Genomic DNA, 26262 nt, shown 5'->3' with positions numbered 1-26262 from the left:
CTCAACTATCGCTCGGCGGCGGTTCCGAAATAAGGCCCACGTTCGGTACCCCGGCAGTCTGCAGGGTGCTCATCAGCGTCACGACCTGGCCGTAGGGAACGTTACGATGACCTTTCACCAGCACTGGCGTATCGGGACGACGCTCGAGCACGGCGATGACCTTGTTGCTGATATCATCGAGCGGCACGGGTGACAGCTCGTCCCCCAGCGAGATGTAGTACCGCCCCTGCTCATCGATCGTCACGGTGATCGGCTCGCGATCCTCCATGCTCTCGATGGGTTCCGACGTGACCCTGGGCAGATCGACCTGCACGCCCTGGGTCAGCATGGGTGCGGTGATCATGAAGATCACCAACAGCACCAGCATCACATCGATGAACGGCACCACGTTGATCTCGCCCATGGGCTTGCGCCCCGGGCCTCGATTGAAGGGACCATGCATGGGTGTCTCTCCTTCAGGCAGCTTCGCGCTCGCCGCGCCCCTGCAGATTGCGATGCAGGATGGAGTGGAACTCCTCGGCGAAGTCCTCGTACTGGCCCAGCAGGCGGCTGGACTGGGCAGACAGGCGGTTGTAGAAGATGACCGCAGGAATGGCCGCGAAGAGGCCCATGGCGGTGGCGATCAGGGCCTCGGCGATCCAGGGGGCCACCGTGGAAAGCGTGGCCTGCTGCGCCATCGACAGGCTCTGGAAGGAGCCCATGATGCCCCATACCGTACCGAACAGGCCGATGTAGGGGCTCGCCGAGGCCACCGTGGCGAGAAAGATCAGGTGCAGGTTGAGGCGTTCCTCTTCCCGGGACCAGGCCACGCGCATGGCGCGCTGGACGCCATCGAGTACCGCCTGGGAACTCCTGGTCTTGGGCAACAGGCGATTGAACTCACGGAAGCCGGCACGAAAGATATGCTCGGCACCCAGGGGTTCTCGCTCGGCAGGAGTTTCGCGGTAGAGTTCGTTCAGGTCGACGCCGGACCAGAAGCGATCCTCGAAGGCACGATGGCCTTGCTTGGCGCGACGCAGCACGATGCTGCGCTGGAAGATCACGATCCAGGAGGCGATGGAGCCAGCCAACAGAAGCAACATGACAAGCTGGACGACGAGACTGGCATTCATCACCAGATGGGGAATGGACATTGAATCGTTCACGTTTGTCCTCGTTGATGGTACAGGATTATCCGTTCAGGACCGCGGCCAGTGCCGTCGGCCAGCGTACGGGTCGTAGCCGTGTCGTCTCCACACAGGCGATATCGACGCTTGCGTCGCACAAGGGTTCCCCACGACCGATGACCTGCTGGTGAAAACTCAGGCGACAGGCGGAGTGGTCGGCCACCGTGGCACTCACCGTCAGTTCGTCATCCAGACGGGCAGGTCTGGCATAGCGGCATTCCAGCCGATGCACCACCAGCTGAACGCCGCTATCGAACAGCGCCTGCTGCGTCAGGCCGTATTGCCTGAGCCATTCGCTGCGTGCGCGCTCCATGTACTTGAGATAATTGACGTAATAAACGATGCCGCCGGCGTCGGTGTCCTCGATGTAGACCCGGATCGGCATGCTGAAGGCGGTCATTCTTCGCTCTCCCCCGTGACATCCGGGGCACTGTCCCTGGTTGCCATGCCAAAATGCAAGAACGCCTGGCGGGTCACCATGCGCCCGCGGGCGGTGCGCAGCATCAACCCCTGTTGAATCAGGTAGGGCTCGAGCACATCCTCGATGGTATCACGCTCCTCGCTGATGGCCGCCGCCAGGGAATCGACCCCCACGGGGCCACCGTCGAACTTTTCGATCATCGTCAGCAGCAGACGGCGATCCATGTGGTCGAGCCCGTGCCGGTCCACATGCAACATGTTGAGGGCCAGGTCGGCGATATGGGCCGTCAAGCGACCATCGCCCCGGACTTCGGCATAATCGCGGACCCGCCGCAGCAGGCGATTGGCGATGCGCGGGGTGCCTCGGGCACGCCTCGCGACCTCGGCGGCGCCGTCGGCCTCGGCTTCGATGCCCAGCAGGCGGGCGGAGCGGCTGACGATTTCGGTCAGCTCGTGGATATCGTAGAACTCCAGGCGCTGGACGATACCGAAGCGATCGCGCAGCGGCGAGGTGAGCAGCCCCGCCCGGGTCGTCGCCCCCACCAGGGTGAACTCGGGCAGGTCGAGCTTGATCGAGCGTGCGGCAGGCCCCTCGCCGATGACGATATCGAGCTGGAAATCCTCCATGGCGGGATAGAGGACCTCCTCGACTGCCGCCGGCAGGCGATGGATCTCGTCGATGAACAGCACGTCCCCGGCCTGCAGGTTGGTGAGCATGGCCGCCAGATCACCGGCCCGCTCGAGCACCGGCCCAGAGGTCGACTTGATATCGACACCCATCTCGTGGGCGATGATGTTGGCCAGGGTCGTCTTGCCCAGCCCCGGGGGGCCGAATACCAGGGTATGATCGAGGCTGTCGCCACGCCCCCGGGCCGCCCGGATGAAGATGTCGAGCTGCTCGCGAACCCTTGGCTGGCCGATGTAATCCGCCAGACGCGTGGGGCGAATGGCATGGTCTACCCGCACCTCGCCCTGCTGAGGCTCCGCGGCAATCAGACGGTCGCTTTCGATCATGACGCTCGTCTACCCTGCCAGCTTGCGTGCGAGAGCGGCCTTGATCAGCGCCTCGGTGGACTGCCTGGCTTCCAGGCCCGAAAGCATGCGCGAGGCCTCGGTCGGCTTGTAGCCCAGGGAAACCAATGCGGCTTCCGCATCGGCCAGTGGATCGCTGGAACGAGCAGGCACAGCCGCATGCTGGGTGGCCTCCAGGCCCGACAACTGCTCGGCACTCCAATGAGGGAAACGGTCGCGCATCTCAACGATCAAGCGTTCCGCGGTCTTCTTGCCGACACCGGGCAGCCGCGTGAGGGCCTTCGCATCGTCATCCATCACGCAGCGGATGAACTGGTCTTGCTCCATCCCCGAGAGGATTGCCAGGGCCAGCTTGGGGCCGACGCCATTGACCCGGATCAGGGCGCGGAACAGGGCACGCTCCGGCTCGCGGAAGAACCCGTAGAGCAAGTGGGCATCCTCGCGAACGCTGAGGTGGGTATAGAGTTGCACGGTCTCTCCCAGGCCCGGTAGCGCCAGCAGCGTATTCATCGACGCCTCGAGTTCGTAGCCAATGCCACCGACATCGACCACCAGCCAGGGCGGCTGCTTTTCCAACAGTGTGCCACGCAGGCGTCCAATCATGCCTTCACGATCCCTCTAATGACTGGATGACACTATACTGATAGGCACTTCGACTGACCAGCCACCGCCATCAGCGTTCAGTCCGGACGGTAATCCCGCCAGCGCTGCCCACGGCTGCGCCGTCCCCCGTAGCTCCCCTGCTGGATAAGCCCCCTTCGCGCATGACCGTGAGTCAACGCAATGGCCAACGCATCGGCGGCATCGACCTGAGGTACGGCGCTCAAGGCCAGGATCGCGGTAATCATGTGCTGGACCTGCGACTTGTCGGCGGCACCGGTGCCGGTGACCGCCTGCTTGACCTGGCGCGGACCATACTCGAACACCGCCAGACCGTGGTTCGCGGCGCAGACGATGGCCGTGCCCCTGGCCTGGCCGAGCTTGAGGGCCGAATCGGCATTGCGCGCCATGAACACCTGCTCGATGGCCAGTTCCTGCGGACGGTGCACGGCGATCAGTTCGGCCACCCCGGCATAGACCTGAGCAAGCCGCTGGGCCAGCTCACCGGCCTGGATGCGGATGCAGCCACTGGCGACGTAGCGAGGTCGCGGCATCGTGAGATCCAGCACGCCATAGCCGGTGATGCGTGAACCGGGATCGATGCCGAGCACGATCATTCAAGGGTGTCCTTGATCGTCATTCGAGCCGGGCCAGGACGTCATCGTCGAAGTCCGCATTGGTGTAGACATTCTGCACGTCGTCCAGGTCTTCCAGCATGTCGATCAGCTTGACGACCTTCCTGGCCATCTCGACATCGGCCACCGGGGAATAGGTGTCCGGGTACATGCCGATCTCGCTCTCCCGGGGCTCCAGCCCGGCGGCTGTGAGCGCATCCTTGACCGCACCGAAGGCCTTGGGGGTGGTGACCAGCTCGAGGGAACCATCGTCATGATTGATGACGTCGTCGGCACCCGCTTCGAGCGCGGTTTCCAGGATGGCCTCCTCGTCACTGCCGGGAGGAAAGCTCAGACGTCCCTGCTTGCTGAACAGAAAGGCTACCGAGCCGGAGGTGCCCAGGTTACCGCCTTGCTTGGTGAAGGCATGACGCACGTCCGAGGCGGTCCGGTTGCGATTGTCGGTCAGGCACTCGACGAGAATCGCCACGCCCGCCGGGCCGTACCCCTCATAGCTGAGCTCTTCCATGTTGTCGGCGTCGGTGTTGCCGACACCACGGTCAATGGCCCGCTGAATGGTATCCTTGGTCATGTTGTTGGCCAGCGCCTTGTCCATCGCCGCACGCAGGCGAGGATTGTCGCCGGCCTCGCCGCCGCCCTGCTGGGCGGCAACGGTCAACTCGCGAATCAGCTTGGTGAAGACCTTGCCTTTCCTGGCATCCTGGGCAGCCTTGCGGTGCTTGATGTTCGCCCATTTGCTATGGCCTGCCATGACCCCTCCTGCTTGGCGTCGTCGGTCTCTTCACTCACTGCTTGCTTTGGCCTTCTGGCGCAGCCGGATGTGCAGATCCTTGAGCTGATCGGCAGCCACTTCGCCCGGGGCGTCGGTCATCAGGCACGCGGCACTCTGGGTCTTGGGGAAGGCAATGACCTCGCGAATGGTGCGCGCGCCGGTCATCAGCATGACCAGGCGGTCGAGACCGAAGGCCAGCCCCCCATGAGGGGGCGCCCCATATTGCAGGGCGTCGAGCAGGAAGCCGAACTTCTCGTCGGCTTCCTGCTGGGTGATTCCCAGCACCTCGAACACCGTGCGCTGCATGGCCTGATCGTGAATACGGATCGAGCCGCCACCCAGTTCGGTACCGTTGAGCACCATGTCGTAGGCCCGGGACAACGCCCTGGCAGGATTGGCCTTGAGCTCGTCCGCGGAACAGGATGGCGCGGTGAACGGATGGTGCAGGGCCGCCAGGCGCCCGGCATCGTCGGCCTCGAACATCGGGAAGTCGACGACCCATAGCGGCGCCCAGGGCTGGGTATAGAGATTCAGGTCTTCCCCCAGCTTGACGCGCAGGGCACCGATCGCCTCGTTGACGATGCGCGCCTTGTCGGCGCCGAAGAAGATGATGTCGCCGTCTTCGGCGCCCACCCGGTCAAGCAGGGCGTCGACGATGCCTTCCATGAACTTGACGATCGGCGACTGCAGCCCCTCGAGGCCCTTGGCACGCTCGTTGACCTTGATCCAGGCCAGTCCCTTGGCGCCGTAGATGCCGACGAACTTGGTGTACTCATCGATCTCCTTGCGCGAGAGCCTGGCGCCGCCGGTGACCTTGAGTGCTGCCACGCGGCCATCTTCGGCATTCGCGGGTCCCGAAAAGACCTTGAAGTCGACATCCTTCATCAGATCGTCGACATCGATCAGCTCCAGCGGAATGCGCAGGTCCGGCTTGTCGGAGCCGTAACGCCGCATGGCTTCGGCGTAGGGCATGCGCGGAAAGTCCCGCAACTCCACCTCGAGCACCTCGGAGAACAGCTGGCGAATCATCCGCTCGGTGATGACCATGACATCGTTCTCGTCGACGAAGGATGCCTCGAGGTCGATCTGGGTGAATTCCGGCTGGCGATCGGCGCGCAGGTCCTCGTCGCGGAAGCACTTGGCGATCTGGTAGTAGCGATCGAAACCCGACACCATCAGCAGCTGCTTGAAGAGCTGCGGCGACTGGGGCAAGGCGAAGAAGTGGCCTTCGTGGGTGCGGCTCGGCACCAGGTAGTCGCGTGCCCCTTCCGGTGTGGCACGGGTCAGGATCGGAGTCTCGATGTCGAGGAACCCCTGGCCTTCCAGGTAGGCCCGCACGCTGTGGGAGATCCGCGAACGCAACCGCAGCTTGTCGATCATCTCCGGACGACGCAGATCGATGTAGCGATGCTTGAGGCGAACTTCCTCACCGACCCGTCCATGCTCATCGAGCTGGAACGGCGGTGTGGCGGCGGTGTTGAGCACCTCGACCTGCTTGGCCAGGACCTCGATCATGCCGGTGGGCATGTTCGGGTTCTGAGTGCCTTCGGGACGCGAGCGGACGCGGCCGTGAATGCGCAGCACGAATTCGTTGCGCGCCCGATCGGCGTTGGCGAACGCATCCGGGGTGTCGGGATCCACCACGACCTGGGCAATACCGTCACGGTCTCGCAGGTCGAGGAAGATGACGCCCCCGTGGTCACGGCGGCGATGAACCCAGCCGCAAAGAGTGACCTCCTGATCGATCAGGGACTCGTTCAACTGGCCGCAATAGTGGCTGCGCATGGCAAATCCTGTTCTGTTGCTTTAACGGATGAAGCGCCACCGTGCTCGGTGCGGTGGCGTCATGATTGGGTCAGGCTAGGCGGTCGCCTTGCTGTCGGTCGGCTTGGCTTCGGGCTTCGTCGATGGCTTGTCGCCACTGTCTCCTGCCAGATTCTTCTGGCCGGCCGACTTGAAATCGGTTTCGTACCAGCCACCTCCCGCTAGCCGAAAGCCGGCGGCGGAAATCAGTCGGGACAGCTCCGGCTGCCGACATTGGGGGCACTGGGTCAATGGCGCGGCGCTGACCTTCTGCAGCTTTTCCAAACGATGATCACAGGCCTTGCACTGGTATTCATAGATGGGCATGGTTTTCTACTCTCAGAGACCAAACGAACCGCGACGAGTGCACAATCGGCGGTGACTGACGATATAGGGCCTGTCGACACGCTTTCCAAGATGGCTGCGAAAGCCGCATATTATAGCGTGTAGCGGCCCCCGCCGGGCAAGGCCGAACCCATGTTCACGATTTACTTGAGGAGGCATGAATGAAGGCCGTTATCCTGGACGCCGCCACCCTGGGCGAGGACATCGATCTGAGCCCTATCCGCGAGGAAGTCGAGTCGCTCGATGTTCACGATCTCACGGCGCCGGAGCAGTGCGCGGAACGGCTCCGGGATGTCGAGGTGGCCATCGTCAACAAGGTGGTCCTGGATGGTGAGCTGCTGGCCTCCCTGCCGCGCTTGAAACTGATCTGCGTGCTGGCGACCGGTACCAACAACATCGACATGACAGCAGCCGAACAACAGGGCATCGCGGTCAAGAACGTGACGGCCTACGGTACGGCCAGCGTGGCACAGCACGTCCTGATGCTGATGCTCGGCCTGGCCAATCGCCTGCCCCTCTATCGACGCGACGTGAGCGAGGGCCGCTGGAACAGGAGCCCCATCTTCTGCCTGCTCGATCACCGCACCCTGGAACTGGCCGGCAAGCGCCTGGCGATCGTCGGCAGTGGCGAACTCGGGCAGGCCGTGGCGCACCTTGCCGAGGCATTCGGCATGGAGGTCATCTTCACTGCCCGCCCCGGCAGCGAGGCCCAGGATGAACGCCCGGCACTTGACGAACTCGCTGCAAGCATCGACGTCCTCAGCCTGCACTGCCCCTTGACCGACGAGACGCGTCACCTGGTCGATGAAGCGATGCTGGCGCGCATGAAACCGGATGCCTTGCTGATCAACTGCGCTCGAGGCGCCATCATCGACGAAGAGGCAGCCCTGGAAGCGTTGCGCGACGGGTGCCTCGGTGGGCTCGGGGTAGACGTGTTACCCGAGGAGCCTCCTCGCGATGGCCACCCCCTGATCGACGCCCTCGACGAACCACTCAATCTTCTCGTGACGCCGCACAATGCCTGGATAACGCCGGAGGCGCGGGCGAATGTCGTGCGATTGACTGTAGAAAACCTGAGGTCATTCAAGAATTCATGAGCGCCTCATTTCATTTCTTCGAACTCGCCCAGGAAGGCACCGGACAGGAACGCTTATGCTCTACAACTACGGCTCGATCAATATCGACCACGTCTATCGGGTGCCCCATCTGGTCCGCCCCGGGGAAACCCTCTCCAGCCGTAGCTACCGGCAGGTCCTGGGCGGCAAGGGCGCCAACCAATCGCTGGCCATGGCCCGGGCAGGAGGCAACGTGGCGCACTGGGGCCGCCTCGGTCACGGCGATCGCTGGGTGCTGGAGACGCTCTCCACTGCCGGTGTGGACACCGGCCAGATCGAGCTGACCGCAGAGGCCAGCGGTCATGCCCTGATCCAGGTGGATGACCACGGCGAGAATGCCATCATACTTCACCCGGGAGCCAACCACGGGTTCACCGATGCCCGGCAGGATGAGTTGCTGGCCTCCACTGCCGAGGACGACTGGCTCCTGTTGCAGAACGAATGCAACGCCCTGGACAGGCTCATCGCTCTGGCAGAGGAGCGCGGCTTGCAGGTGGCCTTCAACCCTGCCCCGATGGCGGCCAATGTGCTGCGTCTTCCCCTGGAAAGATGCCAGTTGCTGTTCCTCAACCGTGGCGAGGCAGCCGGCCTGGTCGACCAGGACGAACAGGCGCCACGCGAGCAGCTCCTCGATGCCCTTCGCCAACGCCTGCCCGAGGTGGAAATCGTTCTCACGCTGGGCCAGGAGGGGGTGTGCTATCAGTACGGTGACACGCGCCTGGACCTGAACGCCTACCGGGTCGAAGCACGCGATACCACCGCCGCGGGTGATACGTTCATCGGCTATTTCATGGCGGCTCGCCAGCAAGGTGCCGATATTCCAGCGTCATTGCGCCTGGCGAGTTCCGCCGCCGCCCTGTGCGTGCAACGCGAAGGCGCCGCCCCGAGCATCCCGGTGATCAGCGAGGTCGAGGACGCGACCCGAGGGTGGCCCGACCTCGAACTTCGCGAAGCCTGATTTCATTCACACGACAAGGAAGCACCCATGACCACACCGATCATTTTCGATACCGATCCAGGTATCGACGATGCCCAGGCGATCGCCATTGCCCTGGTTCACCCCGAGATAGAACTGCTGGGACTGACCACCACCTACGGCAACGTGGACATCGATACCGCGACCGCCAATGCCCTGCTGCTGTCGGAACTGGCGGAACAGGAGATCCCCGTCGCCCAGGGAGCTGCCGCGCCACTGGTCAAGGCGAAGCACCCCGCCCCGGCACACATCCATGGCGGCAATGGCCTGGGCGACATCGAACTTCCTGAGGTACAAGGCAAGGCGCTGTCCTCGAGCGCCGCCGAATTCCTCGTCGAGCAGGTCAATGCTCGCCCCGGAGACATCACCCTGGTCGCGGTGGGGCCGCTGGGCAATCTCGCGGCGGCGCTGCAACTCGATCCGAGCATTACCGGCAAGGTCAAGCAGGTCGTGATCATGGGCGGCTCGATCAGGGAGGGCGGCAATGTCACGCCGGTGGCCGAAGCGAACATGTTCAACGATCCCCATGCCGCGGCCCGGGTGCTGACGGCGGGCTGGCCGCTGACCCTGGTCGGACTGGACGCCACGCATCGTTGCGTGCTGAGCCCCCAGGACATGGACAGGATCGCCGCCGGACAGGGCCGCCTCGGCAAGGTACTGGCGGACAGCTACGGCTTCTACAGCGACTTCTACCGCCAATTCCTCGGCATCGATGGCTGCTGCCCCCATGACAGCTGCGCCCTCGCCTGGCTGATGCGTCCCGACCTGTTCACCACTGCCCGGGGGCACCTGACCGTCGTGACCGAGGGCTTCGCCGAAGGCCAGACCGTCTTCGCACCCGAGGGGCGTCCCTTCCTCGACGAACGCTGGTCGGCCACCCCTAGCGTGGAAGTGTGCCTCGATGCCCAAGGTGCACGGGTGGTGGAGTGGATCGTCGACGTGCTGAGCTGATCGCCTCAGTCGGTCGTGAAGGCCGTATATTCGCACCAGGCCATCTCTTCCAGTTCGACCTGGGTCACCCGCGCCGGGGGTGGCCCTTGCCATAGCCAGTCGGCTACCCGTTCGGCTCTCTCTCGGTTCCCGCACAGCACGACCTCCACATCGCCATTGGCAAGGTTGCTGGCATAACCGGTCAATTCCGACTCCAGCGCTTGCCGGCGCACGGCATGCCGATAGCCCACGCCTTGAACGCGACCGCTGACGGTGGCTCTGATGCAGTACTGCCCCATGATGTTCGCTCCTTGAAGTGATCGACCTTCCTTTTCTAGCATCATTGCGCCGGGTACCCAAAACCAAGAAATTCCGTGCGTCTTGGCTTAGGCTGAAAGCTGAAAGCCACAAGCTTTGTGTGACGACTCCACCCCGGCGACGCTGGGTGCATCTCACCCGCCCGGGAGTTCTCAAGGGGGCAATAACAATGACACTCTTCGCCCATCCGGATTTCGATCACCATGAGCAGGTCGTCTACGGAAGCGACCGCCGCAGCGGCTTGCAGGCGATCATTGCCATTCACAACACCTGTCGCGGCCCGGCACTCGGCGGGTTGCGCATCTATCCCTACCCGACCGAGGAGCGGGCCCTGGCGGATGTGCTGCGCCTCGCCCGGGGAATGACCTACAAGTCAGCATTGGCCAACCTGCCCCTGGGCGGGGGCAAGGCCGTGATCATCGCCGATCCCAAACGCCAGAAGACGCCTGCTCTGCTGGAGGCGATGGGCCGGTTGATCGCCACCCAGGGGGGTCGCTACATCACCGCGGAAGATTCGGGTAGCAGCGAGCAAGACATGCGGGTCATCGCCGGGGTGACCGAGCACGTCTCGGGATTGCGGCGTCAGGGCGAGGAATCGGGGGACCCTTCGCCCTTCACTGCCTGGGGGGTCTTCAATGCGCTGCGCTGTGCGGTGCGTCATGGTTTCGAACGTGACGACCTGGCCGGCCTGCGGGTCGCCATTCAGGGTGTCGGGCACGTCGGCGCCCATCTGGCGCGCCACCTGCATGCGGCTGGCGCACGCCTGGTGCTTGCGGATGTCGACACGCAGGCTGTGAAACAGCTGGCCAAGGAGTTGCAGGCCGATATCGTGTCCCCGCTCGACATCTTCGCTGTCGATGCCGACATCTTCGCTCCCTGCGCCATGGGGGCCGTGCTCGACAGCCGGGTCTGCGAGCGCCTGAAGGCGCGCATCGTCGTCGGGGCCGCCAACAACCAACTGGCCACGGCCGAAATGGCCGACCGGCTACACCAGCGCGGCATTCTCTACACGCCGGACTATGTGGCGAACGCCGGCGGCCTCATCGAGGTGGCCTGGCAACGCCGGGAGGATTACAGTCACGACCGGGTCATGGCCCACATCGCCAGCATCGAGCGTACCCTGGATGAAATCTTCGATCGTGCAAGCCAGGAACAGTGCAGCCCCGCGCCAATCGCCGACCGCCTTGCCGAGGAACGCTTTTCGCCCCTCTTCGGTCAATCGCCAGAGGTGTGACTGCCGGTCATCAGTTCATGCTTGACCCTTACTGCCATGTTGCGTGGCACGATGGGCTTGCCCCGCTCCTCGAGGTGGGCGCGGGTAAGCGCCGCTCCGAAGAGCAGGATCAACGACGAGTAGTAGACCCACAGCAGGATCAGCACCAGCGAACCCGCCGCACCGTAGGTCGACGCCGTGGCGGTGTAGGCCAGGTAGGCGGCGATACCGAAGCGCCCGATGGAAAACAGCACGGCAGTGATTGCCGCCCCCACCATCACATCACGCCAGCCGAGCACGACATCCGGCAACACCTTGAACAGGGTCGCGAAAAACAGGGTGACCGCCAGCAGGGAAAGCAGCAGCTCGGCGCCACCCAGCAGGCCCTTGACCCAGGGCAACCAGCCGCTGGCAAATTGAAACACCGCCTGCACCGCCACGCCGGCGATCAGCGAGACGAGCAGCACGAAGCCGATCGCCAGGACGACCGCCAGGGAAAGGAAGCGACTCTTGAGAAACTGCAGGATCCCGCTGCGATCCGGCCGAGGGGTCACTCCCCACAGGGTATTGAGCGAAAACTGCATCTGGGCGAAGACCGTCGTGGCCCCCACCAGCAACGCTCCGATACCCAAGAGGGTCGGAACGGGGCCCGAGGCCTCGATGCGCGATTGCGCGACGGCATTCTCGACGGCCGTTGCCGCGCCCTCTCCCACCATATCCGACAGTTGTGCGACGATCTGGCCCTGCGCGGCCTCTTCGCCGAGCACCAGGCCGATGATCGTCACGGCAATGATGATCGTCGGCGCCAGGGAGAACAGGGTGTAGAACGCCAGGGAACCTGCATAGCTGAAGGCGTTGTGATTCAGCCAGAGCTGAACGGCATTGCGCACGATACGAAACCAGCTGATGATCTCATCCTTGATCACAGGCACTCCCCGGTACATTCGTCTTATCATTCCCTGGCAGCACGCTTCTGCCGCCCCCGACCCCATCGGGCGACAACGATTCGCGCCGATGCCGCACTCCGGCCCATAGCACCACCAGCCAGAAGACATACATCACGATACCACTATCGAAGGCGAGAAAGGTCTGCGTCAAACCGAATCCCGCATAGGCCGCCGGCAACACGGCTCCAGCCACGGCGAACGCACGCAGTGGCAGGTCCGGGTCGCGCAGGTGTCTTGCAAACAAGCCCAGCGGCGCCAGGTACAGGGCCAATAGCGACACCGGACCGGCCAGCCCGTGCTTGAGCCAGGCATCCAGGATGTCATTGTGGACGTGATCGAACTTCCCGAGGTAGGGGTGAACCACGTCCTTCTCGATCAAGCCGTCCCGTGCACGCTCGTACCCCGATTGTCCCCAGCCTCGTAGCGGTCGCTCGGGAATCAGGATGAGCGCACTACGCCACATTTCCAGGCGGGCCCCCACCGAGTTCGTCGGGTCTCCCTGTTCCACGAATTCCGTGTAACTGGTGAATACGCGCTGCACACGCTCCTGCACCCCCAGGGGAGGGACCGCATAGGCGACCATGGGGCCGATCACGAAGAGTGCCGCCAGCCCCAGTTGCCAGTGCCGGGACAGACGGCGCCCGTAGCCCAGGTACAACACCACGAGCATGAGGGGGAAGCTCAACCACCCGCCGCGACTGCCGGAGAGAAAGGAGCCCAGGATGCCGCAGAGGGCGCCCAGCCCCAGCAGAAGGCACCAGGCTCGTCTGCCGGAGCGCGTATGCCGACTAAGCGCCCAGCCCAGGCCGGCGAGACAGAGGACACCCAGCAGCAGGCTCAGGTTGCCGAACTGTATCTTGTCCACGAACCCCTGGGCACGCACAGCGTCAGCGACAAACTTCTGCCAGCTTGCCCAGGCCCCGGCGATCACGCTGCCTACCGCCACACCGCCCCATACCGCAGCCTTCCGGGGCGGATAGGCCAACAGCAGCAGCAAGCCGGGAATGGCGAAAAGCGCATGCCCCGCCTCGGCCAACCTCGGTGGCGGCTGCATGCGCCACCCGGTCCCGAGCATGTTGACCACGGCATAGAGCACCAGGGCCCCGATGATCAGCCACTCGGCGCGGCTCAGCGCCAGCCGGGGGCGCGCGATCGGCAAGACCACACTGCCCAGCAGCAATAGCACCGGTCCGACGAAATAGCCCCAAGGCAGGACGAGCGCGACCGCCCCCAGCAGGAACACCGATAGACTCGTATAACCGCTCATGCCTTTCCTCGTCCGTGCTGTCTTGTGACGCGCCCGACAGCCGACCATAATGACCCGCCAGATTCACGGCAACACCAATGGCACTCGCGCCGGACCCGACCCAATGCCCAATTACGACTTCGACTGCCTGGTCTTCATCGGGCGCTTCCAACCTCCCCATCTTGGCCATCTGGCGGTGGTCCGCGAGGCGCTGAATCGTGCGCGACAGGTCATCGTGCTCAGCGGCTCCGCCTGGCAGGCACGATCGCTGCGCAACCCCTGGCGCTTCGAGGAGCGTCGCGACATGCTGCGCAGCTGCTTCGACAGCCAGGAGAATCAGCGCCTCGAGATCGCACCGCTGCTCGATGCGCTCTACAACGATGATGTCTGGGTACGCGACGTGCAGCGCAAGGTCCGTGATATCGCGCGACCCAGTGAGGGCAAGCTGCCGCGGATCGGCCTGATCGGTGCCAGCCGGGGCCAATCGAGCTACTATCTCAGCCTGTTTCCGCAGTGGGAGTCCGTCAGCGTGCCCCTGGTGGAGGGCATCTCGGCCAGCCGAATTCGTGAGCGCCTGTTCCATTCGAGCGCCTCGGCATCGGATTATCTCTCCACCGGGGCGGCGCACGACCTTCCCCCCGGGGTGCACCGCGCCCTGAAGGCCTTTCACGATACCGCAGCCTACCGCCAGCTACTCGAGGAACAGCACCTGCTCGAGCAGTATCGCAGCGCCTGGGCCCAGGCGCCCTATCCACCGATCTTCGCCACCGTGAATGCGGTGGTGGTGCAGTCGGGCCATGTGCTGCTGGTCAAGCGCACCGCGGCACCGGGCAAGGGGCTGCTCGCGTTGCCCGGGGGGTTCATCAACCCCCACGAGCGTCTTCTCGATGCCTGCCTGCGCGAGTTGCGGGAACGGGTGCGCCTCAAGGTTCCGGAACCGGTGCTCAAGGGCTCCCTGCGCGGCCAGCGGCTGTTCGACGAGCCTCATCGCAGCTGGCGCGGACGCACCCTGGCCGAGGCCTTCTACTTCGCCCTGCGCCCGGACCAGCAGTTGCCGCGCCTGAAACCGGTCAAGGGCGGCGACAGCGCCCGCTGGGTGGCCCTGGCCGATCTCGAACCCGATACACTCTTCGAGGATCACTTCTTCATCATCCAGAACTTCCTGGGGCTGCCTGCCGGCGGAGTAGCCCCCTAGCCGCCTCCCGCTCGATCAAGCCTGCAGGAAGTCCCGGGGCAGCGTCATCATCTGCCGCCACAGCTTCTCGACACCGGGCTTGTGCACCAGGGAGCAGCGGTAGAGGCGCACTTCCAGGGGGATGTCCCACTCTTCGTTCCCGGCACGCACGAGCCGTCCCGTGTTGAGTTCCGTGCGGATACAGAAATCGGGTATCCAGGCCATGCCGACCCCCTGCAACGCCATGCCCTTGAGCCCTTCGGCCATGGCGGTCTCGTAGATCGTCTTCAATCGCAGGCGAAGCGGCTCGTTCTTGAGCAGCATGCGCACGCTGCGCCCCAGGAAGGCGCCCTGGGTGTAGGCCAGATAGGAGATCGGCTCGCTGCCGACCAGGGGAAAGAGTGGCCGCCCCCGGTCGTCGGGGATGCAGACCGGAATCATCTTGGCCTTGCCGATGGAGAAGGAAGGAAATATCTCCGCATCGAGCTGCATCGTGGCGTAGGGGTCGTGGTAGCCGAGCATGAGATCGCAGTTGCCCTCGCGGAGCACATGGATGGCATCGCCAACGTTCATCGCCACCAGCCGGGTCGGCAATTCCCCCACCCCCTTCTGCAACTGGGAAATCCAGCGCGGATAGAAATCCAGCGCCAGCGAATGCGCGGCCACCACGTCCAGCGCCTCGTTGGCGATCGACAACCCCCGCAGATGACCGAGACTTTCATTGAGCTGTTCGACCAGGTTGCGGGCAGTGACCAGGAAAAGCTGCCCTTCCGGGGTCAGACCGACCGGGGTCGTGGAACGATCCACCAGGGTCGTGCCCACCGCCTGCTCCAGCGAGCGAATCCGCCGGCTGAAGGCCGGTTGCGTGACATGGCGCTGGCGTGCCGAGGTGGAAAAACTGCGTGTATTGGCCAGGGCGACGAAGTCTTCCAGCCATTTGGTTTCAAGGTTCACCACGACTCCCTAACCCGTTCCCGACACGACCGAGCAATGGGCGATCGATAAAAACCGCTAGTTTACCCAAGCGCGAGACGGCTCACCATGCAGGACGTCGTGGTCACTGGATCGGCGACAACAGGTAAGCGGCACGGGATACTAGCTTGCGCCACATCGGGCGACGCTCCAGTTCGTCCAGGGTGAGCTGTCGGCAGTTGGCGAAATCACTTTCGAGCATGACTTGCACCTCATGGGCAAAACGTCGGTCGGGTATGAAGGCCGTGATCTCGAAGTTGAGACGAAAGGAGCGGTTGTCCAGGTTGACGGTGCCCACGGAGGCGCTGTGATGATCGATCAGCATGACTTTCTGGTGTAGAAACCCAGGTTGATAACGGTATATTTTCACGCCGACCCGCAACATCTCGGGAAGAAACGAAAACGCCGACAGGAACACCAGCAGGTGGTCGGGTCGCTCGGGTATCATCACGCGCACATCCACGCCCCGCAACGCGGCCAGACGCAGCGCATCCTGCACGCCCTGATCCGGCACGAAGTAGGGGCTGGTCAGCCACAAGCGGTACTCGGCATCATGGATGGCATTCTGCACCAGCAGGCTGGCGGTCTCCTGGGTATCCGCCGGGCCGGAGGGGACGATCACCACGTTCTGGCACTCTTCGCAGGTGATGCGTGGCTCCCAGTCCAGGGCGATCACACTGCCTGTCGCCCAGTGCCAATCCTCCCAGAAGGCTTCCTGCAGCCCGAGGACGCTGGGCCCGGAAAGCTTCAGATGGGTGTCTCGCCAGGGGCCATGCCGAGGATGCTCCCCCATGTACTCCACGCCGATGTTGAATCCGCCGGTCCAGCCGAACTTGCCATCGACGACCATGATCTTGCGGTGGTTGCGGAAATTGAGCTGAAAACGATGTCGCACGCCCCGGGACGAGTTGAAGGCACTGACCTCGACGCCCGCCTCCCGCAGATCGCGCAGGTAGCCGTCACCGAGTCGGCGACACCCCACCTCGTCATAGAGAAAGTGGATGCGCACGCCCCGACGGGCCTGACGCTCCAGCCGCCGCTTGAGCTCCAGGCCCAGGCGGTCCTCCCGGACGATGAAAAACTGGATGAGGATATAGGACCCGGCTTCATCGATGCCGGCAAAGAGGCTATCGAACGTGGCCTGGCCATCGATCAGCAGTTCCGCGCAGTTGCCGCTGGTCAAGGGCATCATCGCCAGCTGCTCGACGGCACGCACGTTGCCTTCCCGGGCGTCTGCCAGATAGGGTTCGATCAGCGGCCGGTAACGGGCCAGCACGCGACGCAGTGCCGTATCCCGTTCGCCACGTGCCGAGACATAGCCGTAGAAACGCGGGCGACCGAAGAACCAGTAGGCCGGCAACGCCGCGTACGGAAAGGTCACCAGCGAGACGATCCAGGCAATGGCCCCCTGGGAGGTGCGACTCGACATCAGCGCCAGTACCGCAGACACCGCCCCCAGCACATGCACTAGAAAGATTCCCAGGCCCAGCAGCCAAGAGGTCATCACCTCTCCCTGTCTCGATGTTGCAGTGAAACGATAGCCAAAAAGCGCGGCCCCGCATTCGTGCGGGGCCGCGACACATGCTCACCTCATCCTATCAGGCATGGGCGGCAATGATCTCCTTCCATTTCGCTGGGCCGCTCTGGTGAACGGATTCGCCGCGGCTGTCCACGGCCACGGTGACCGGCATGTCCTCGACCTCGAACTCGTAGATCGCTTCCATGCCCAGGTCCTCGAAACCGACCACCCGCGCCTTCTTGATGGCCTGAGCGACCAGGTAGGCTGCCCCACCCACGGCCATCAGGTAGACCGCCTGGTTGTCGCGAATCGCCTCGATCGCCATGGGGCCGCGTTCGGCCTTGCCGACCATGCCCAGCAGTCCGGTCTCTTCGAGCATGGTGCGGGTGAACTTGTCCATCCGGGTGGCCGTGGTCGGCCCTGCCGGCCCGACCACCTCGTCGCGCACCGGATCGACGGGGCCGACGTAATAGATGAAGCGCCCTCGCATGTCCACCGGCAGGGGCTCCCCCTTGGCCAGCATGTCGACCATGCGCTTGTGGGCGGCGTCACGTCCGGTCAACAGCTTGCCGGAGAGCAGCACGGTATCGCCGGGCTGCCAGTGCTGCACGTCCTCGGCAGTGACTTCGTCGAGGTTGACCCGACGCACGTTCTCGCTCACCTCCCAGGTAATTTCGGGCCAATCCTCGATCCTGGGTGCCGGCAACGCGGCGGCACCGCTGCCGTCGAGGGTGAAGTGCACGTGGCGGGTGGCCGCGCAATTGGGAATGATCGCCACCGGCTTGTTGGCCGCGTGGGTCGGATAGTCCTTGACCTTGATATCCAGCACGGTGGTCAACCCTCCAAGGCCCTGAGCCCCGATCCCGCTCTGGTTGACCTTGTCGTACAGCTCGAGTCGTAACTCCTCGGCCCGGCTGGAAGCGCCTCGGGCTTGCAGCTCCTGGATGTCGATGGGATCGAGCAGCGCCTCCTTGGCAAGCTCCATGGCCTTCTCGGCCGTGCCGCCGATACCGATGCCCAGCATGCCCGGCGGGCACCAGCCGGCACCCATCTTCGGCAACTGCTCCAGCACCCAGTCCACCACGCTATCCGAGGGGTTGAGCATGGCAAACTTCGACTTGGCCTCGCTGCCGCCGCCCTTGGCCGCCACATGGATCTCGAGGGTATCCCCCGGCACCAGCCGGTGGTGGATCACCGCAGGCGTGTTGTCCCTGGTGTTCTGCCGCTTGCCATCGGGATCGGCGAGTATCGAGGCGCGCAGCACGTTGTCCGGGTTCTGGTAGGCTCGGCGCACTCCTTCGTTGATCATGTCGTCGAGGCTCATGTCGCCTTCCCAGCGGACGTCCATGCCCACATGCGCGAAGACCGTGACAATGCCGGTATCCTGGCAGATCGGCCGATGCCCCATAGCGCACATGCGCGAATTGATCAGGATCTGGGCGATGGCGTCCCGCGCCGCCGGATTTTCCTCGCGCTGGTACGCCTCGTGCATCGCGGCGATGAAATCCTTGGGGTGGTAGTAGGAGATGTACTGCAGGGCGTCGGCGACGCTCTGGATCACGTCGTCCTGGCGAATCACGGTCATGAGGCAAGAACTCCTTCGAAGGATAGGCTTTTTTCAGGCGCTATTGTTCAGTTTTGAGGCCATGCATGGTGGCCAGGATTATAAGCCAATGCATGTGGCTCTTGCAGGCTCCCTAAGTCTGAGTCGATAAGCATGTTGTTCGGTAGAAGCAGAGAAAGTTAACGGTATAAAAAACGACCCCGTCACTCAGCGACCACCGATCAAAGCCGGTCAGCCACCCAGGTAGGCACGCCGCACCTCATCGTTGGCCAGCAGCGCCTCGCCCGTGTCGGCCAACACCATCCGGCCATGCTCGAGCACATAGCCACGATCGGCGATCGACAGGGCGCGGTGGGCATTCTGCTCGACCAGGAAGATCGTGGTGCCCTCCTCGCGTAGCTTGGCAATGATCTCGAAGATCTGCGCGATGATGATCGGCGCCAGGCCCAGGGAAGGCTCATCGAGCAGCAGCAGGCGCGGGCGGCTCATCAGGGCCCGGGCAATGGCGAGCATCTGCTGCTCGCCGCCGGACATGGTACCGCCGCGCTGGTTGAAGCGCTCACGAAGGCGCGGGAACAGCGTCAGCACATGCTCGACACCCTCGGCGATCTCGACCTTGCTGCGGTAGTAACCCCCCATCGCCAGGTTCTCTTCCACCGTCATGCCGGTGAAGATCCGCCGTCCTTCCGGGACCACCGCAAGCCCCGAGCGCATGATCCGCGAGGTCGGCCAGCCCTGGATCTCCTGCCCTTCGAAGCGGATCTTGCCCGACGTGGGGGTCGGGTCACCGCAGATCGACATCAGCAGGGTAGTCTTGCCTGCCCCGTTGGAGCCCACCAGGGTCACGATTTCCCCGTGGCGTACCGTCAGGGAAACGCCCTCCAGGGCCTGAATGGGGCCATAGTGTGTCGTCAGGCTGTCGATTTCCAGCATCGTCGTGGTCATCTTCACTCCTCCCCCAGGTAGGCCTTGATCACCTCGGGATTGCGCCGTACCTCTTCCGGCGATCCCTCTGCCAGCGGCTTGCCCTGGTTGACCACGTAGATGCGATCGGAAATGCCCATGACCAAGCTCATGTCGTGCTCGATCAACAGTACCGTGATGCCTTCTTCCTCCTTGAGCTGGACGATCATGCGATCCAGGTCCCGGGTCTCGTTGGGGTTGAGTCCCGCCGCCGGCTCGTCGAGCATCAGCAGGCGCGGCCTGGTGACCATGCAGCGCGCGATCTCGAGGCGCCGCTGCTGGCCATAGGCGAGATTGCCGGCCTCGCGGTTGGCGAAATCGACCAACCCCACCCGCTCCAGCCAATGGGCCGCACGGTCCATCAGCTCACTCTCGCGGCGACGATAGCCTGCCGTCAGCAGCAATCCCTTGAGCAGGTTGCGCTCGGCCTGCATGTGCTGGGCGACCAGCAGATTCTCGATGACGGTCATCTCCTTGAACAACCGTACGTTCTGGAAGGTGCGCACCATGCCGGCCCGGGCGATCTTGAAGCCAGGCAGGCGGTGCATGGGACGCCCCTCGAACAGCACCTCGCCACTGGTCGGCCGGTAGAAGCCGCTGATGCAGTTGAAGACCGTGGTCTTGCCGGCACCATTGGGCCCGATGATCGACACCACCTCCCGGGGGCGGACCTCCATGTTGACCTGGTCCACCGCCAGCAGACCACCAAATCGCATGGAGAGATTGCGCACGCTGAGCAATTTGGATTCAGCCACGTTTCAACTCCATCTGCGGGCGCTTGAGCGGCAGCAATCCCTGGGGGCGCCACACCATCATCATCACCATGATCAACCCGAACAGCAGCATCCGGTACTCGTTGAACTCCCGGGCGATCTCGGGAAGCAGGGTCATGGCAATCGCGGCGAGGATCACCCCGAGCTGCGAGCCCATTCCCCCCAGCACGACGATCGCCAGCACGATGGCCGACTCGATGAAGGTAAACGACTCGGGGCTGATGAAGCCTTGCCGGGCAGCGAAGAAGGAACCGGCGAACCCGGCGAAGCTGGCCCCGATGGTGAAGGCGGAAAGTTTGATGCCGGTGGGGTTGAGCCCCAGGGAGCGGCAGGCGATGTCGTCCTCGCGCAACGCTTCCCAGGCACGCCCGATGGGCATGCGCATCAGCCGATAGATGACATAGACGGTCACCAGGGAGAGCAGCAAGGCCAGGATGTAGAGATACATCACCTTGTAGCTGGGGTCGTAGGGGATGCCGAAGAATTCATGGAAAGCCACGTTGCCTTCGTCGGCGCGGCGCGAGAACTCCAGGTTGAACAGGGTCGGCTTGGGAATCCGCGAGATGCCGTTGGGGCCGCCGGTGAGATCGGTCCAGTTGTTGAGCAGGATGCGAATGATCTCGCCGAACCCCAGGGTCACGATCGCCAGGTAGTCGCCTCGCAGCCGGAGCACGGGAAAGCCCAGCAAGTAGCCGAACAGGGCCGTCATGCCACCGGCGAGGGGCAATGCCTCCCAGAAGGAGAACCCCAGGTAGCTGTTGAGCAAGGCGTAGGTATAGGCACCGACCGCGTAGAAGCCGACATAGCCGAGATCGAGAAGCCCTGCCAGCCCGACCACGACATTGAGCCCCAGCCCCAGCATCACGTAGATCAGGGTCAGGGTGGCCAGGTCCACCGCGCTGCGCTCGGCCATGAAGGGAAAGAGCAGCAGCGCCCCGATCACCAGGGCCAGGATCAGGCGTCGTTGCGCGTGATTCTTGAGCAAGGGCGGCAACGAGAAACGCGAACCCGTCCAGGTCTGCCGGCGCATGGCCTCGATCTTCGGGCGAAACAGCTGATGCAGGAACACCACGACCACGGCGCCTCCTAGCCACAGCCAGGTCAGCGCCCCTTCCACGGCGACGATGGTGGTCACACCCTCGGAGCGCAACTCGACACCCAGTACCGAGGCGCCGAGCAGCAGCGTGAGCAGCGCGGAGAAGCCCGCATGCACTAGTTGACTCGACATCAGATCTTCTCCACTTCCGGCTTGCCTAGGATGCCCCAGGGGCGGAACAGCAGAATCAGGATCAGCAGGCCGAAGGCCACGACATCCTTGTATTCGGTGGAGAGATACCCGCCGGTGAGCGCCTCGGCGATACCCAGGATGAGGCCGCCCAGCATGGCGCCGGGGATGCTGCCGATCCCGCCGAGCACCGCCGCGGTAAACGCCTTGAGCCCCGCCAGAAAGCCGATGTACGGGTTGACCACCCCGTAGTACATCCCCAGCAGCAGCCCCGCGACCGCTGCCAGGGCCGCACCGATGACGAAGGTCATGGAGATCACCAGATCGGTGTTGATACCCAGCAGGTTGGCCATCCCCCGGTCCTGGGAACAGGCGCGGCAGGCGCGCCCGAGCCGGGAGCGCGAGATGAACAGCGCCAGCACGCCCATGCTGGCCAGGGTGACGAAGAAGATGATCACCTGCATGTAGGAAAGGTTGACCGCGAAGCCATCACCGCCGAACTCCCAGCCGCCGGGCAGCAGGTTCGGAATCGCCTTGTCCCGCGACCCCTGAGCCAGACGCATGTAGTTCTGCAGGAAGATCGACATGCCGATGGCGGAAATCAGTGCGATCAGGCGCTTGGATCCGCGTACGGGCCGATAGGCGACCCGCTCCACGGCAAAGCCGTGAGCGCTGGCCACGATCATCGACACCAGCAGCGCCGCCACGATCAGGAACAGCGTGCTGTCGACGCCCATCATCGCCAGCCCGGTGATGACGATGAAGGCGATGTAGGTGCCGATCATGTAGATCTCGCCGTGGGCGAAATTGATCATGCCGATGATGCCGTAGACCATGGTGTAGCCGATGGCGATCAGCGCATAGGTGCTGCCGATGGTCAGGCCATTGATGACCTGCTGCAGGAGGTAGAGGGTCGCATCCATCAGGGATTACCTGCGTAAATCGCCCGGCCAGCTTGTGACCGACCGGGCGAGAGGGTCGTTACGGTATTATTGTGCTGCGGCTACTGGGCTTCGGTCTTGGTGCCATCGGCATGCCAGGTGTAGACGACGAAGTTGAACTCCTCGAGATCGCCCTTCTCGTCGTATTGCACCTCGCCGATCGGCGTGTCGAAGGTGTTTTCGTGCAGGTAATCCGCCACTTCGTAGGGGTCGGTGGTTTCGGTGGCTTTCATGGCCTCGGCCATCAGGTACACCGCCGTGTAGGCCGGCATCACGAACGGGCCGGAGGGATCCTGGTTCTTGGCCTCGAAGGCAGCGACCAGGTCGGCGTTGTCCGGATCGGTTTCGAAGGCCTGGGGCAAGGTGACCAGCAGCCCTTCCGAGGCCTCGCCGGCAATCTTGGAGATGTCCGGGTTGCCGACGCCTTCCGGTCCCATGTACTGGGCGTCGAAGCCGAGTTCGCGGGATTGGCGCAGCAGCAGCCCCAGTTCCGGGTGATAGCCGCCGTAGTAGACGAAGTCGACGTTCTCGCGCTTGAGCTTGGAGATCAGTGACGAGAAGTCCTTGTCCCCGGCGGTGATGCCTTCGAAGACCACGACGTCCACGCCCGCCTCTTCGACCGTTTCCTTAACGCCGGTGGCAATACCCTCTCCATACTGCTGCTTGTCGTGGATGATCGCCATGCGCTCGGGCTTGGCCTGCTCGGCGATGTAGTTGCCGGCCACCGGCCCCTGCATGCTGTCGAGCCCGATGGTGCGGAACACGGTCTCGTAACCCGCCTCGGTGATCGCCGGGCTCGTCGAGGCCGCGGTGATCATCAGGATGCCTTCTTCGGCATAGATGTCCGAGGCCGGCTGGGTGGCGCTGGAACAGAGATGGCCGACCACGAACCGCACGCCGTCGTTGACGATCTGGTTGGCTACCGCCACCGCCTGCTTGGGATCACAGGCATCGTCGTACTTGACGCCCTTGAGCTGCTCGCCGTCGACGCCGCCCTGCTGGTTGATCCGCTCGATGGCCATCTCGGCACCGATGAACTGCATGTCCCCATACTGCGCCAGGGGACCGGTCACCGGCCCGGCCAGGCCGATGGTGATTTCTGCCTGAGCAGCCAGGCTGGTCATTCCCGCACCGACGGCCAACGCCAACAGCGACTTGCGCATCATGTTTTTCATATTTTTCCCATCTCTTTGTTATCTTTAGGAAAAACCGCCGCTTTCAAGCGACTGTTCGAGCCCATTATTGGCAGTTTCGTTGCAGACTGTAAAGCGCCTTCACGCAAGCCATCGCACGGACTTCGCAGGAGATTGTCGGAATAATCTCCAGCCAGATCATCGCAAACAAGAAATTCTTCTGCCATCTGGTGGTTATCAGGAAGAAAGGCTGTTTATTCACTTGAATTGGTGAATAAACGCTTTTTAAATGCGCATCCCGGATATGTTGCTGGCGCATGCGCCGATAGACGGAGCATGTGCTGCCGAACACGCGACATGGCGTTTTTTCGAACGCCATGTCGCTTCGACAAGTGAAGACGGGAACGGAACGCCGAGGGAGGGTTACTTGAGCTCGATCAGTCGCGCGTTGAGCTTGTGAACCTGATCGCGCAGGCGCGCCGCTTCCTCGAACTCCAGGTTCTGCGCCGCTTCAAACATGGCATCCTCGAGCTTGCCGATCTCGCGGCTCAGGTCGCTGATCGACATCGTCTTGAGGTCTTCCACGCCATACTCGCCGGCGGGCTCGGCCACCTTGCGTTCGCCCTTGCGCCGGCTGCCCTTCTTCCCCGGGGTCTGGGCGCCCTCCATGATGTCGGCCACCGACTTGGTGACGGTTCTCGGCGTGATGCCGTGCTTTTCGTTGTGGGCGATCTGCTTGGTCCGGCGACGCTCGGTCTCGTCGATGGCGCGGCGCATGGAATCGGTGATCCGGTCGCCATAGAGAATGGCCTTGCCGCTGGCGTTGCGGGCAGCACGCCCGATGGTCTGGATCAGCGAGCGCTCGGCCCGCAGGAAGCCCTCCTTGTCGGCGTCGAGGATCGCCACCAGGGAAACCTCGGGAATGTCCAGCCCCTCGCGCAACAGGTTGATGCCCACCAGCACGTCGAACTTGCCCAGGCGCAGGTCGCGAATGATCTCGACCCGCTCCACGGTGTCGATGTCCGAATGCAGATACCGCACGCGCACGTCGTGCTCGTCCAGGTATTCGGTCAGGTCCTCGGCCATGCGCTTGGTCAGGGTCGTGACCAGTACCCGCTCACCGACCTCGGTGCGCTGGCGAACCTCCGAGAGCAGGTCGTCGACCTGGGTGGAGGCGGGTCGCACCTCGACCTCGGGGTCGACCAGGCCGGTGGGTCGCACCACCTGTTCGACCACCTGGCCGGCGTGCTCTTCCTCGTATTTGCCCGGCGTCGCCGAGACGAACACCGCCTGCGGACAGACCCGCTCCCACTCCTCGAAGGTCATCGGCCGGTTGTCCAGCGCCGACGGCAGGCGGAAGCCGTACTCCACGAGCGTTTCCTTGCGCGAGCGATCGCCCTTGTACATGCCGCCGACCTGGGGAACGCTGACGTGGGATTCGTCGATGAACAGCAAGGCATCGGCGGGAAGATAATCGAAGAAGGTCGGCGGCGGCTCACCGGGCTGGCGCCCCGAGAGATAGCGCGAGTAGTTCTCGATGCCGTTGCAGTAACCCAGTTCCAGCATCATCTCGATGTCGTACAGGGTACGCTGCTCCAGGCGCTGAGCCTCGACCAGCTTGTCGTGCCTGCGCAACCACTCGAGCCGCTCGGCGAGCTCCTCCTTGATCGCGTCGATGGCGCCGAGAATCGTCTCCCGGGGCGTCACGTAGTGGCTCTTGGGATAGATCGTCATGCGCGGCACCTTGCCACGCACCTCCCCGGTCAGCGGATCGAACAGGCTGATGGAATCGATCTCGTCGTCGAAGAGTTCGACGCGGACCGCCTCCTCTTCCGAATCCGCCGGGAAGATGTCGATGACATCGCCGCGCACGCGATAGGTGCCACGGCGAAAATCCATGTCGTTGCGCGTGTACTGCAACTCCGCCAGGCGGCGCAGGAAGGAACGCTGATCGATCAGTTCGCCGCGGTTGAAGTGCAGGCGCATCTTCAGGTACTGGTCCGGGTCGCCGAGACCGTAGATCGCCGATACCGAGGCGACGATCAATGCATCCTTGCGTTCGAGCAGCGCCTTGGTCGCGGAAAGACGCATCTGCTCGATGTGGTCGTTGATCGAGGCGTCCTTCTCGATGAAGGTATCCGAGGACGGCACATAGGCCTCGGGCTGGTAGTAGTCGTAGTAGGAGACGAAGTACTCGACGGCATTGTCCGGCAGGAACGACTTGAACTCGCCATACAGCTGGGCGGCGAGGGTCTTGTTGGGCGCCATGACGATGGTCGGGCGCTGCAACTTCTCGACCACGTTGGCCATGGTGAAGGTCTTGCCGGAACCGGTCACGCCGAGCAGGGTCTGGTGGGCCAGCCCCGCTTCGATGCCCTTGACCAGTCCATCGATGGCGGTCGGCTGGTCACCCGCCGGCTGATAACTGGATTGGATGCGGAAGGATTTGCTCATGCGCCTGAGATGGCCCCGCCAAGTGG

General features: G+C 63.6%; 27 protein-coding genes. 5 read left to right on the top strand and 22 right to left on the bottom strand.

The features are described 5' to 3' along the window. Position 1: 1 nt before the first annotated feature. The 9 genes from tolR to BUA41_RS07055 form a co-directional block, all read right to left on the bottom strand. On the bottom strand, positions 2–442 hold the full coding sequence (gene tolR, locus BUA41_RS07095) for a protein TolR (RefSeq protein WP_072821189.1): 441 nt from the start codon (positions 440–442) through the stop codon (positions 2–4). A gap of 13 nt (positions 443–455) precedes the next feature. After that, positions 456–1145: a protein TolQ gene (tolQ, locus tag BUA41_RS07090; protein WP_072821186.1), complete on the bottom strand. Its 690-nt coding sequence runs from the start codon at positions 1143–1145 to the stop codon at positions 456–458. Positions 1146–1170: 25 nt separating this feature from the next. Next, complete coding sequence (gene ybgC / locus BUA41_RS07085; RefSeq protein ID WP_072821184.1) at positions 1171–1566, bottom strand: tol-pal system-associated acyl-CoA thioesterase; 396 nt, start codon at positions 1564–1566, stop codon at positions 1171–1173. After that, positions 1563–2600 (bottom strand): Holliday junction branch migration DNA helicase RuvB, encoded by a 1038-nt coding sequence (gene ruvB / locus BUA41_RS07080; RefSeq protein ID WP_072821182.1) that lies wholly within the window; start codon positions 2598–2600, stop codon positions 1563–1565. Before ruvB ends, ybgC begins: the two co-directional genes overlap by 4 nt. Positions 2601–2609: 9 nt before the next feature. Then, positions 2610–3221 carry a Holliday junction branch migration protein RuvA gene (gene ruvA / locus BUA41_RS07075; protein ID WP_072821180.1) on the bottom strand — a complete coding sequence of 204 codons (612 nt, stop codon included), beginning with the start codon at positions 3219–3221 and terminating at the stop codon, positions 2610–2612. 77 nt (positions 3222–3298) lie between these two features. Beyond that, positions 3299–3835, bottom strand: a complete 537-nt coding sequence (gene ruvC, locus BUA41_RS07070) for a crossover junction endodeoxyribonuclease RuvC (RefSeq protein ID WP_072821178.1) — start codon at positions 3833–3835, stop codon at positions 3299–3301. A gap of 19 nt (positions 3836–3854) precedes the next feature. Then, positions 3855–4604, bottom strand: coding sequence for a YebC/PmpR family DNA-binding transcriptional regulator (locus BUA41_RS07065; protein WP_072821176.1), 750 nt, complete (start codon positions 4602–4604; stop codon positions 3855–3857). A 30-nt stretch (positions 4605–4634) separates the two neighbouring features. Next, positions 4635–6410, bottom strand: coding sequence for an aspartate--tRNA ligase (gene aspS, locus BUA41_RS07060; protein WP_072821174.1), 1776 nt, complete (start codon positions 6408–6410; stop codon positions 4635–4637). Between the two features lie 75 nt (positions 6411–6485). Then, on the bottom strand, positions 6486–6755 hold the full coding sequence (locus BUA41_RS07055) for an FmdB family zinc ribbon protein (protein WP_072821172.1): 270 nt from the start codon (positions 6753–6755) through the stop codon (positions 6486–6488). A gap of 179 nt (positions 6756–6934) precedes the next feature. Between BUA41_RS07055 and BUA41_RS07050 the strand changes: the two genes are divergently transcribed. The 3 genes from BUA41_RS07050 to BUA41_RS07040 are packed head-to-tail and all read left to right on the top strand — an operon-like array spanning position 6935 to position 9815. Next, positions 6935–7870: a D-2-hydroxyacid dehydrogenase gene (locus tag BUA41_RS07050; RefSeq protein WP_072821170.1), complete on the top strand. Its 936-nt coding sequence runs from the start codon at positions 6935–6937 to the stop codon at positions 7868–7870. Positions 7871–7925: 55 nt separating this feature from the next. Continuing rightward, positions 7926–8846 carry a ribokinase gene (locus tag BUA41_RS07045; protein WP_072821168.1) on the top strand — a complete coding sequence of 307 codons (921 nt, stop codon included), beginning with the start codon at positions 7926–7928 and terminating at the stop codon, positions 8844–8846. Positions 8847–8873: 27 nt separating this feature from the next. Further along, positions 8874–9815, top strand: a complete 942-nt coding sequence (locus BUA41_RS07040) for a nucleoside hydrolase (RefSeq protein ID WP_072821167.1) — start codon at positions 8874–8876, stop codon at positions 9813–9815. A 5-nt stretch (positions 9816–9820) separates the two neighbouring features. Here the strand turns inward: BUA41_RS07040 and yccX are convergent, their stop codons facing one another. Further along, positions 9821–10093 carry an acylphosphatase gene (gene yccX, locus BUA41_RS07035; protein WP_084671248.1) on the bottom strand — a complete coding sequence of 91 codons (273 nt, stop codon included), beginning with the start codon at positions 10091–10093 and terminating at the stop codon, positions 9821–9823. Between the two features lie 188 nt (positions 10094–10281). Here yccX and BUA41_RS07030 point away from each other — a divergent pair, with 188 nt between their 5' ends. Beyond that, positions 10282–11346 (top strand): Glu/Leu/Phe/Val family dehydrogenase, encoded by a 1065-nt coding sequence (locus BUA41_RS07030; RefSeq protein WP_072821163.1) that lies wholly within the window; start codon positions 10282–10284, stop codon positions 11344–11346. On the opposite strand, the gene BUA41_RS07025 is transcribed toward BUA41_RS07030, so the two are convergent. Further along, a complete protein-coding gene (locus BUA41_RS07025) occupies positions 11328–12251 on the bottom strand; it encodes a YihY/virulence factor BrkB family protein (protein ID WP_072821357.1) in 924 nt (307 codons plus the stop codon). The genes BUA41_RS07030 and BUA41_RS07025 overlap by 19 nt on opposite strands. Next, positions 12238–13539, bottom strand: coding sequence for an O-antigen ligase family protein (locus BUA41_RS07020; protein WP_072821161.1), 1302 nt, complete (start codon positions 13537–13539; stop codon positions 12238–12240). Before BUA41_RS07020 ends, BUA41_RS07025 begins: the two co-directional genes overlap by 14 nt. Positions 13540–13642: 103 nt before the next feature. Here BUA41_RS07020 and BUA41_RS07015 point away from each other — a divergent pair, with 103 nt between their 5' ends. Continuing rightward, positions 13643–14713, top strand: coding sequence for a bifunctional nicotinamide-nucleotide adenylyltransferase/Nudix hydroxylase (locus BUA41_RS07015; protein WP_072821159.1), 1071 nt, complete (start codon positions 13643–13645; stop codon positions 14711–14713). A gap of 15 nt (positions 14714–14728) precedes the next feature. Here BUA41_RS07015 and BUA41_RS07010 read toward each other — a convergent pair whose 3' ends face one another. From BUA41_RS07010 to uvrB, 10 genes are all read right to left on the bottom strand, one after another. Next, positions 14729–15646 (bottom strand): LysR family transcriptional regulator, encoded by a 918-nt coding sequence (locus BUA41_RS07010; protein WP_072821157.1) that lies wholly within the window; start codon positions 15644–15646, stop codon positions 14729–14731. Positions 15647–15749: 103 nt separating this feature from the next. After that, positions 15750–17168 (bottom strand): cardiolipin synthase, encoded by a 1419-nt coding sequence (gene cls / locus BUA41_RS07005; RefSeq protein WP_072821155.1) that lies wholly within the window; start codon positions 17166–17168, stop codon positions 15750–15752. 94 nt (positions 17169–17262) lie between these two features. Further along, complete coding sequence (locus BUA41_RS07000) at positions 17263–18768, bottom strand: fumarate hydratase (RefSeq protein ID WP_072821153.1); 1506 nt, start codon at positions 18766–18768, stop codon at positions 17263–17265. Between the two features lie 210 nt (positions 18769–18978). Then, positions 18979–19680: an ABC transporter ATP-binding protein gene (locus BUA41_RS06995; protein WP_072821355.1), complete on the bottom strand. Its 702-nt coding sequence runs from the start codon at positions 19678–19680 to the stop codon at positions 18979–18981. A 14-nt stretch (positions 19681–19694) separates the two neighbouring features. Further along, positions 19695–20465 carry a high-affinity branched-chain amino acid ABC transporter ATP-binding protein LivG gene (livG, locus tag BUA41_RS06990; protein ID WP_217652783.1) on the bottom strand — a complete coding sequence of 257 codons (771 nt, stop codon included), beginning with the start codon at positions 20463–20465 and terminating at the stop codon, positions 19695–19697. Then, complete coding sequence (locus tag BUA41_RS06985) at positions 20458–21711, bottom strand: high-affinity branched-chain amino acid ABC transporter permease LivM (protein ID WP_072821150.1); 1254 nt, start codon at positions 21709–21711, stop codon at positions 20458–20460. Before BUA41_RS06985 ends, livG begins: the two co-directional genes overlap by 8 nt. Continuing rightward, the gene (livH, locus tag BUA41_RS06980; RefSeq protein WP_217652782.1) at positions 21711–22631 is read right to left on the bottom strand and encodes a high-affinity branched-chain amino acid ABC transporter permease LivH; all 921 of its coding nucleotides are present in this window, start codon (positions 22629–22631) and stop codon (positions 21711–21713) included. The genes BUA41_RS06985 and livH overlap by 1 nt, the downstream gene beginning before the upstream one ends. An 80-nt stretch (positions 22632–22711) precedes the next feature. Continuing rightward, positions 22712–23824, bottom strand: a complete 1113-nt coding sequence (locus tag BUA41_RS06975; protein ID WP_072821146.1) for a branched-chain amino acid ABC transporter substrate-binding protein — start codon at positions 23822–23824, stop codon at positions 22712–22714. A gap of 64 nt (positions 23825–23888) precedes the next feature. Then, entirely contained in the window at positions 23889–24161 is a 273-nt protein-coding gene (locus tag BUA41_RS18905; protein WP_139249073.1) for a hypothetical protein, read from the bottom strand. A gap of 44 nt (positions 24162–24205) precedes the next feature. Continuing rightward, positions 24206–26236 carry an excinuclease ABC subunit UvrB gene (gene uvrB, locus BUA41_RS06970; RefSeq protein WP_072821144.1) on the bottom strand — a complete coding sequence of 677 codons (2031 nt, stop codon included), beginning with the start codon at positions 26234–26236 and terminating at the stop codon, positions 24206–24208. Positions 26237–26262: the final 26 nt, after the last annotated feature.

The organism is Modicisalibacter ilicicola DSM 19980, from assembly GCF_900128925.1.
GTDB classification, from domain to species: Bacteria; Pseudomonadota; Gammaproteobacteria; order Pseudomonadales; family Halomonadaceae; genus Modicisalibacter; species Modicisalibacter ilicicola.
Note: the sequence above shows the minus strand (reverse complement) of the source record. Positions and strands in the feature narration are given on the sequence as shown.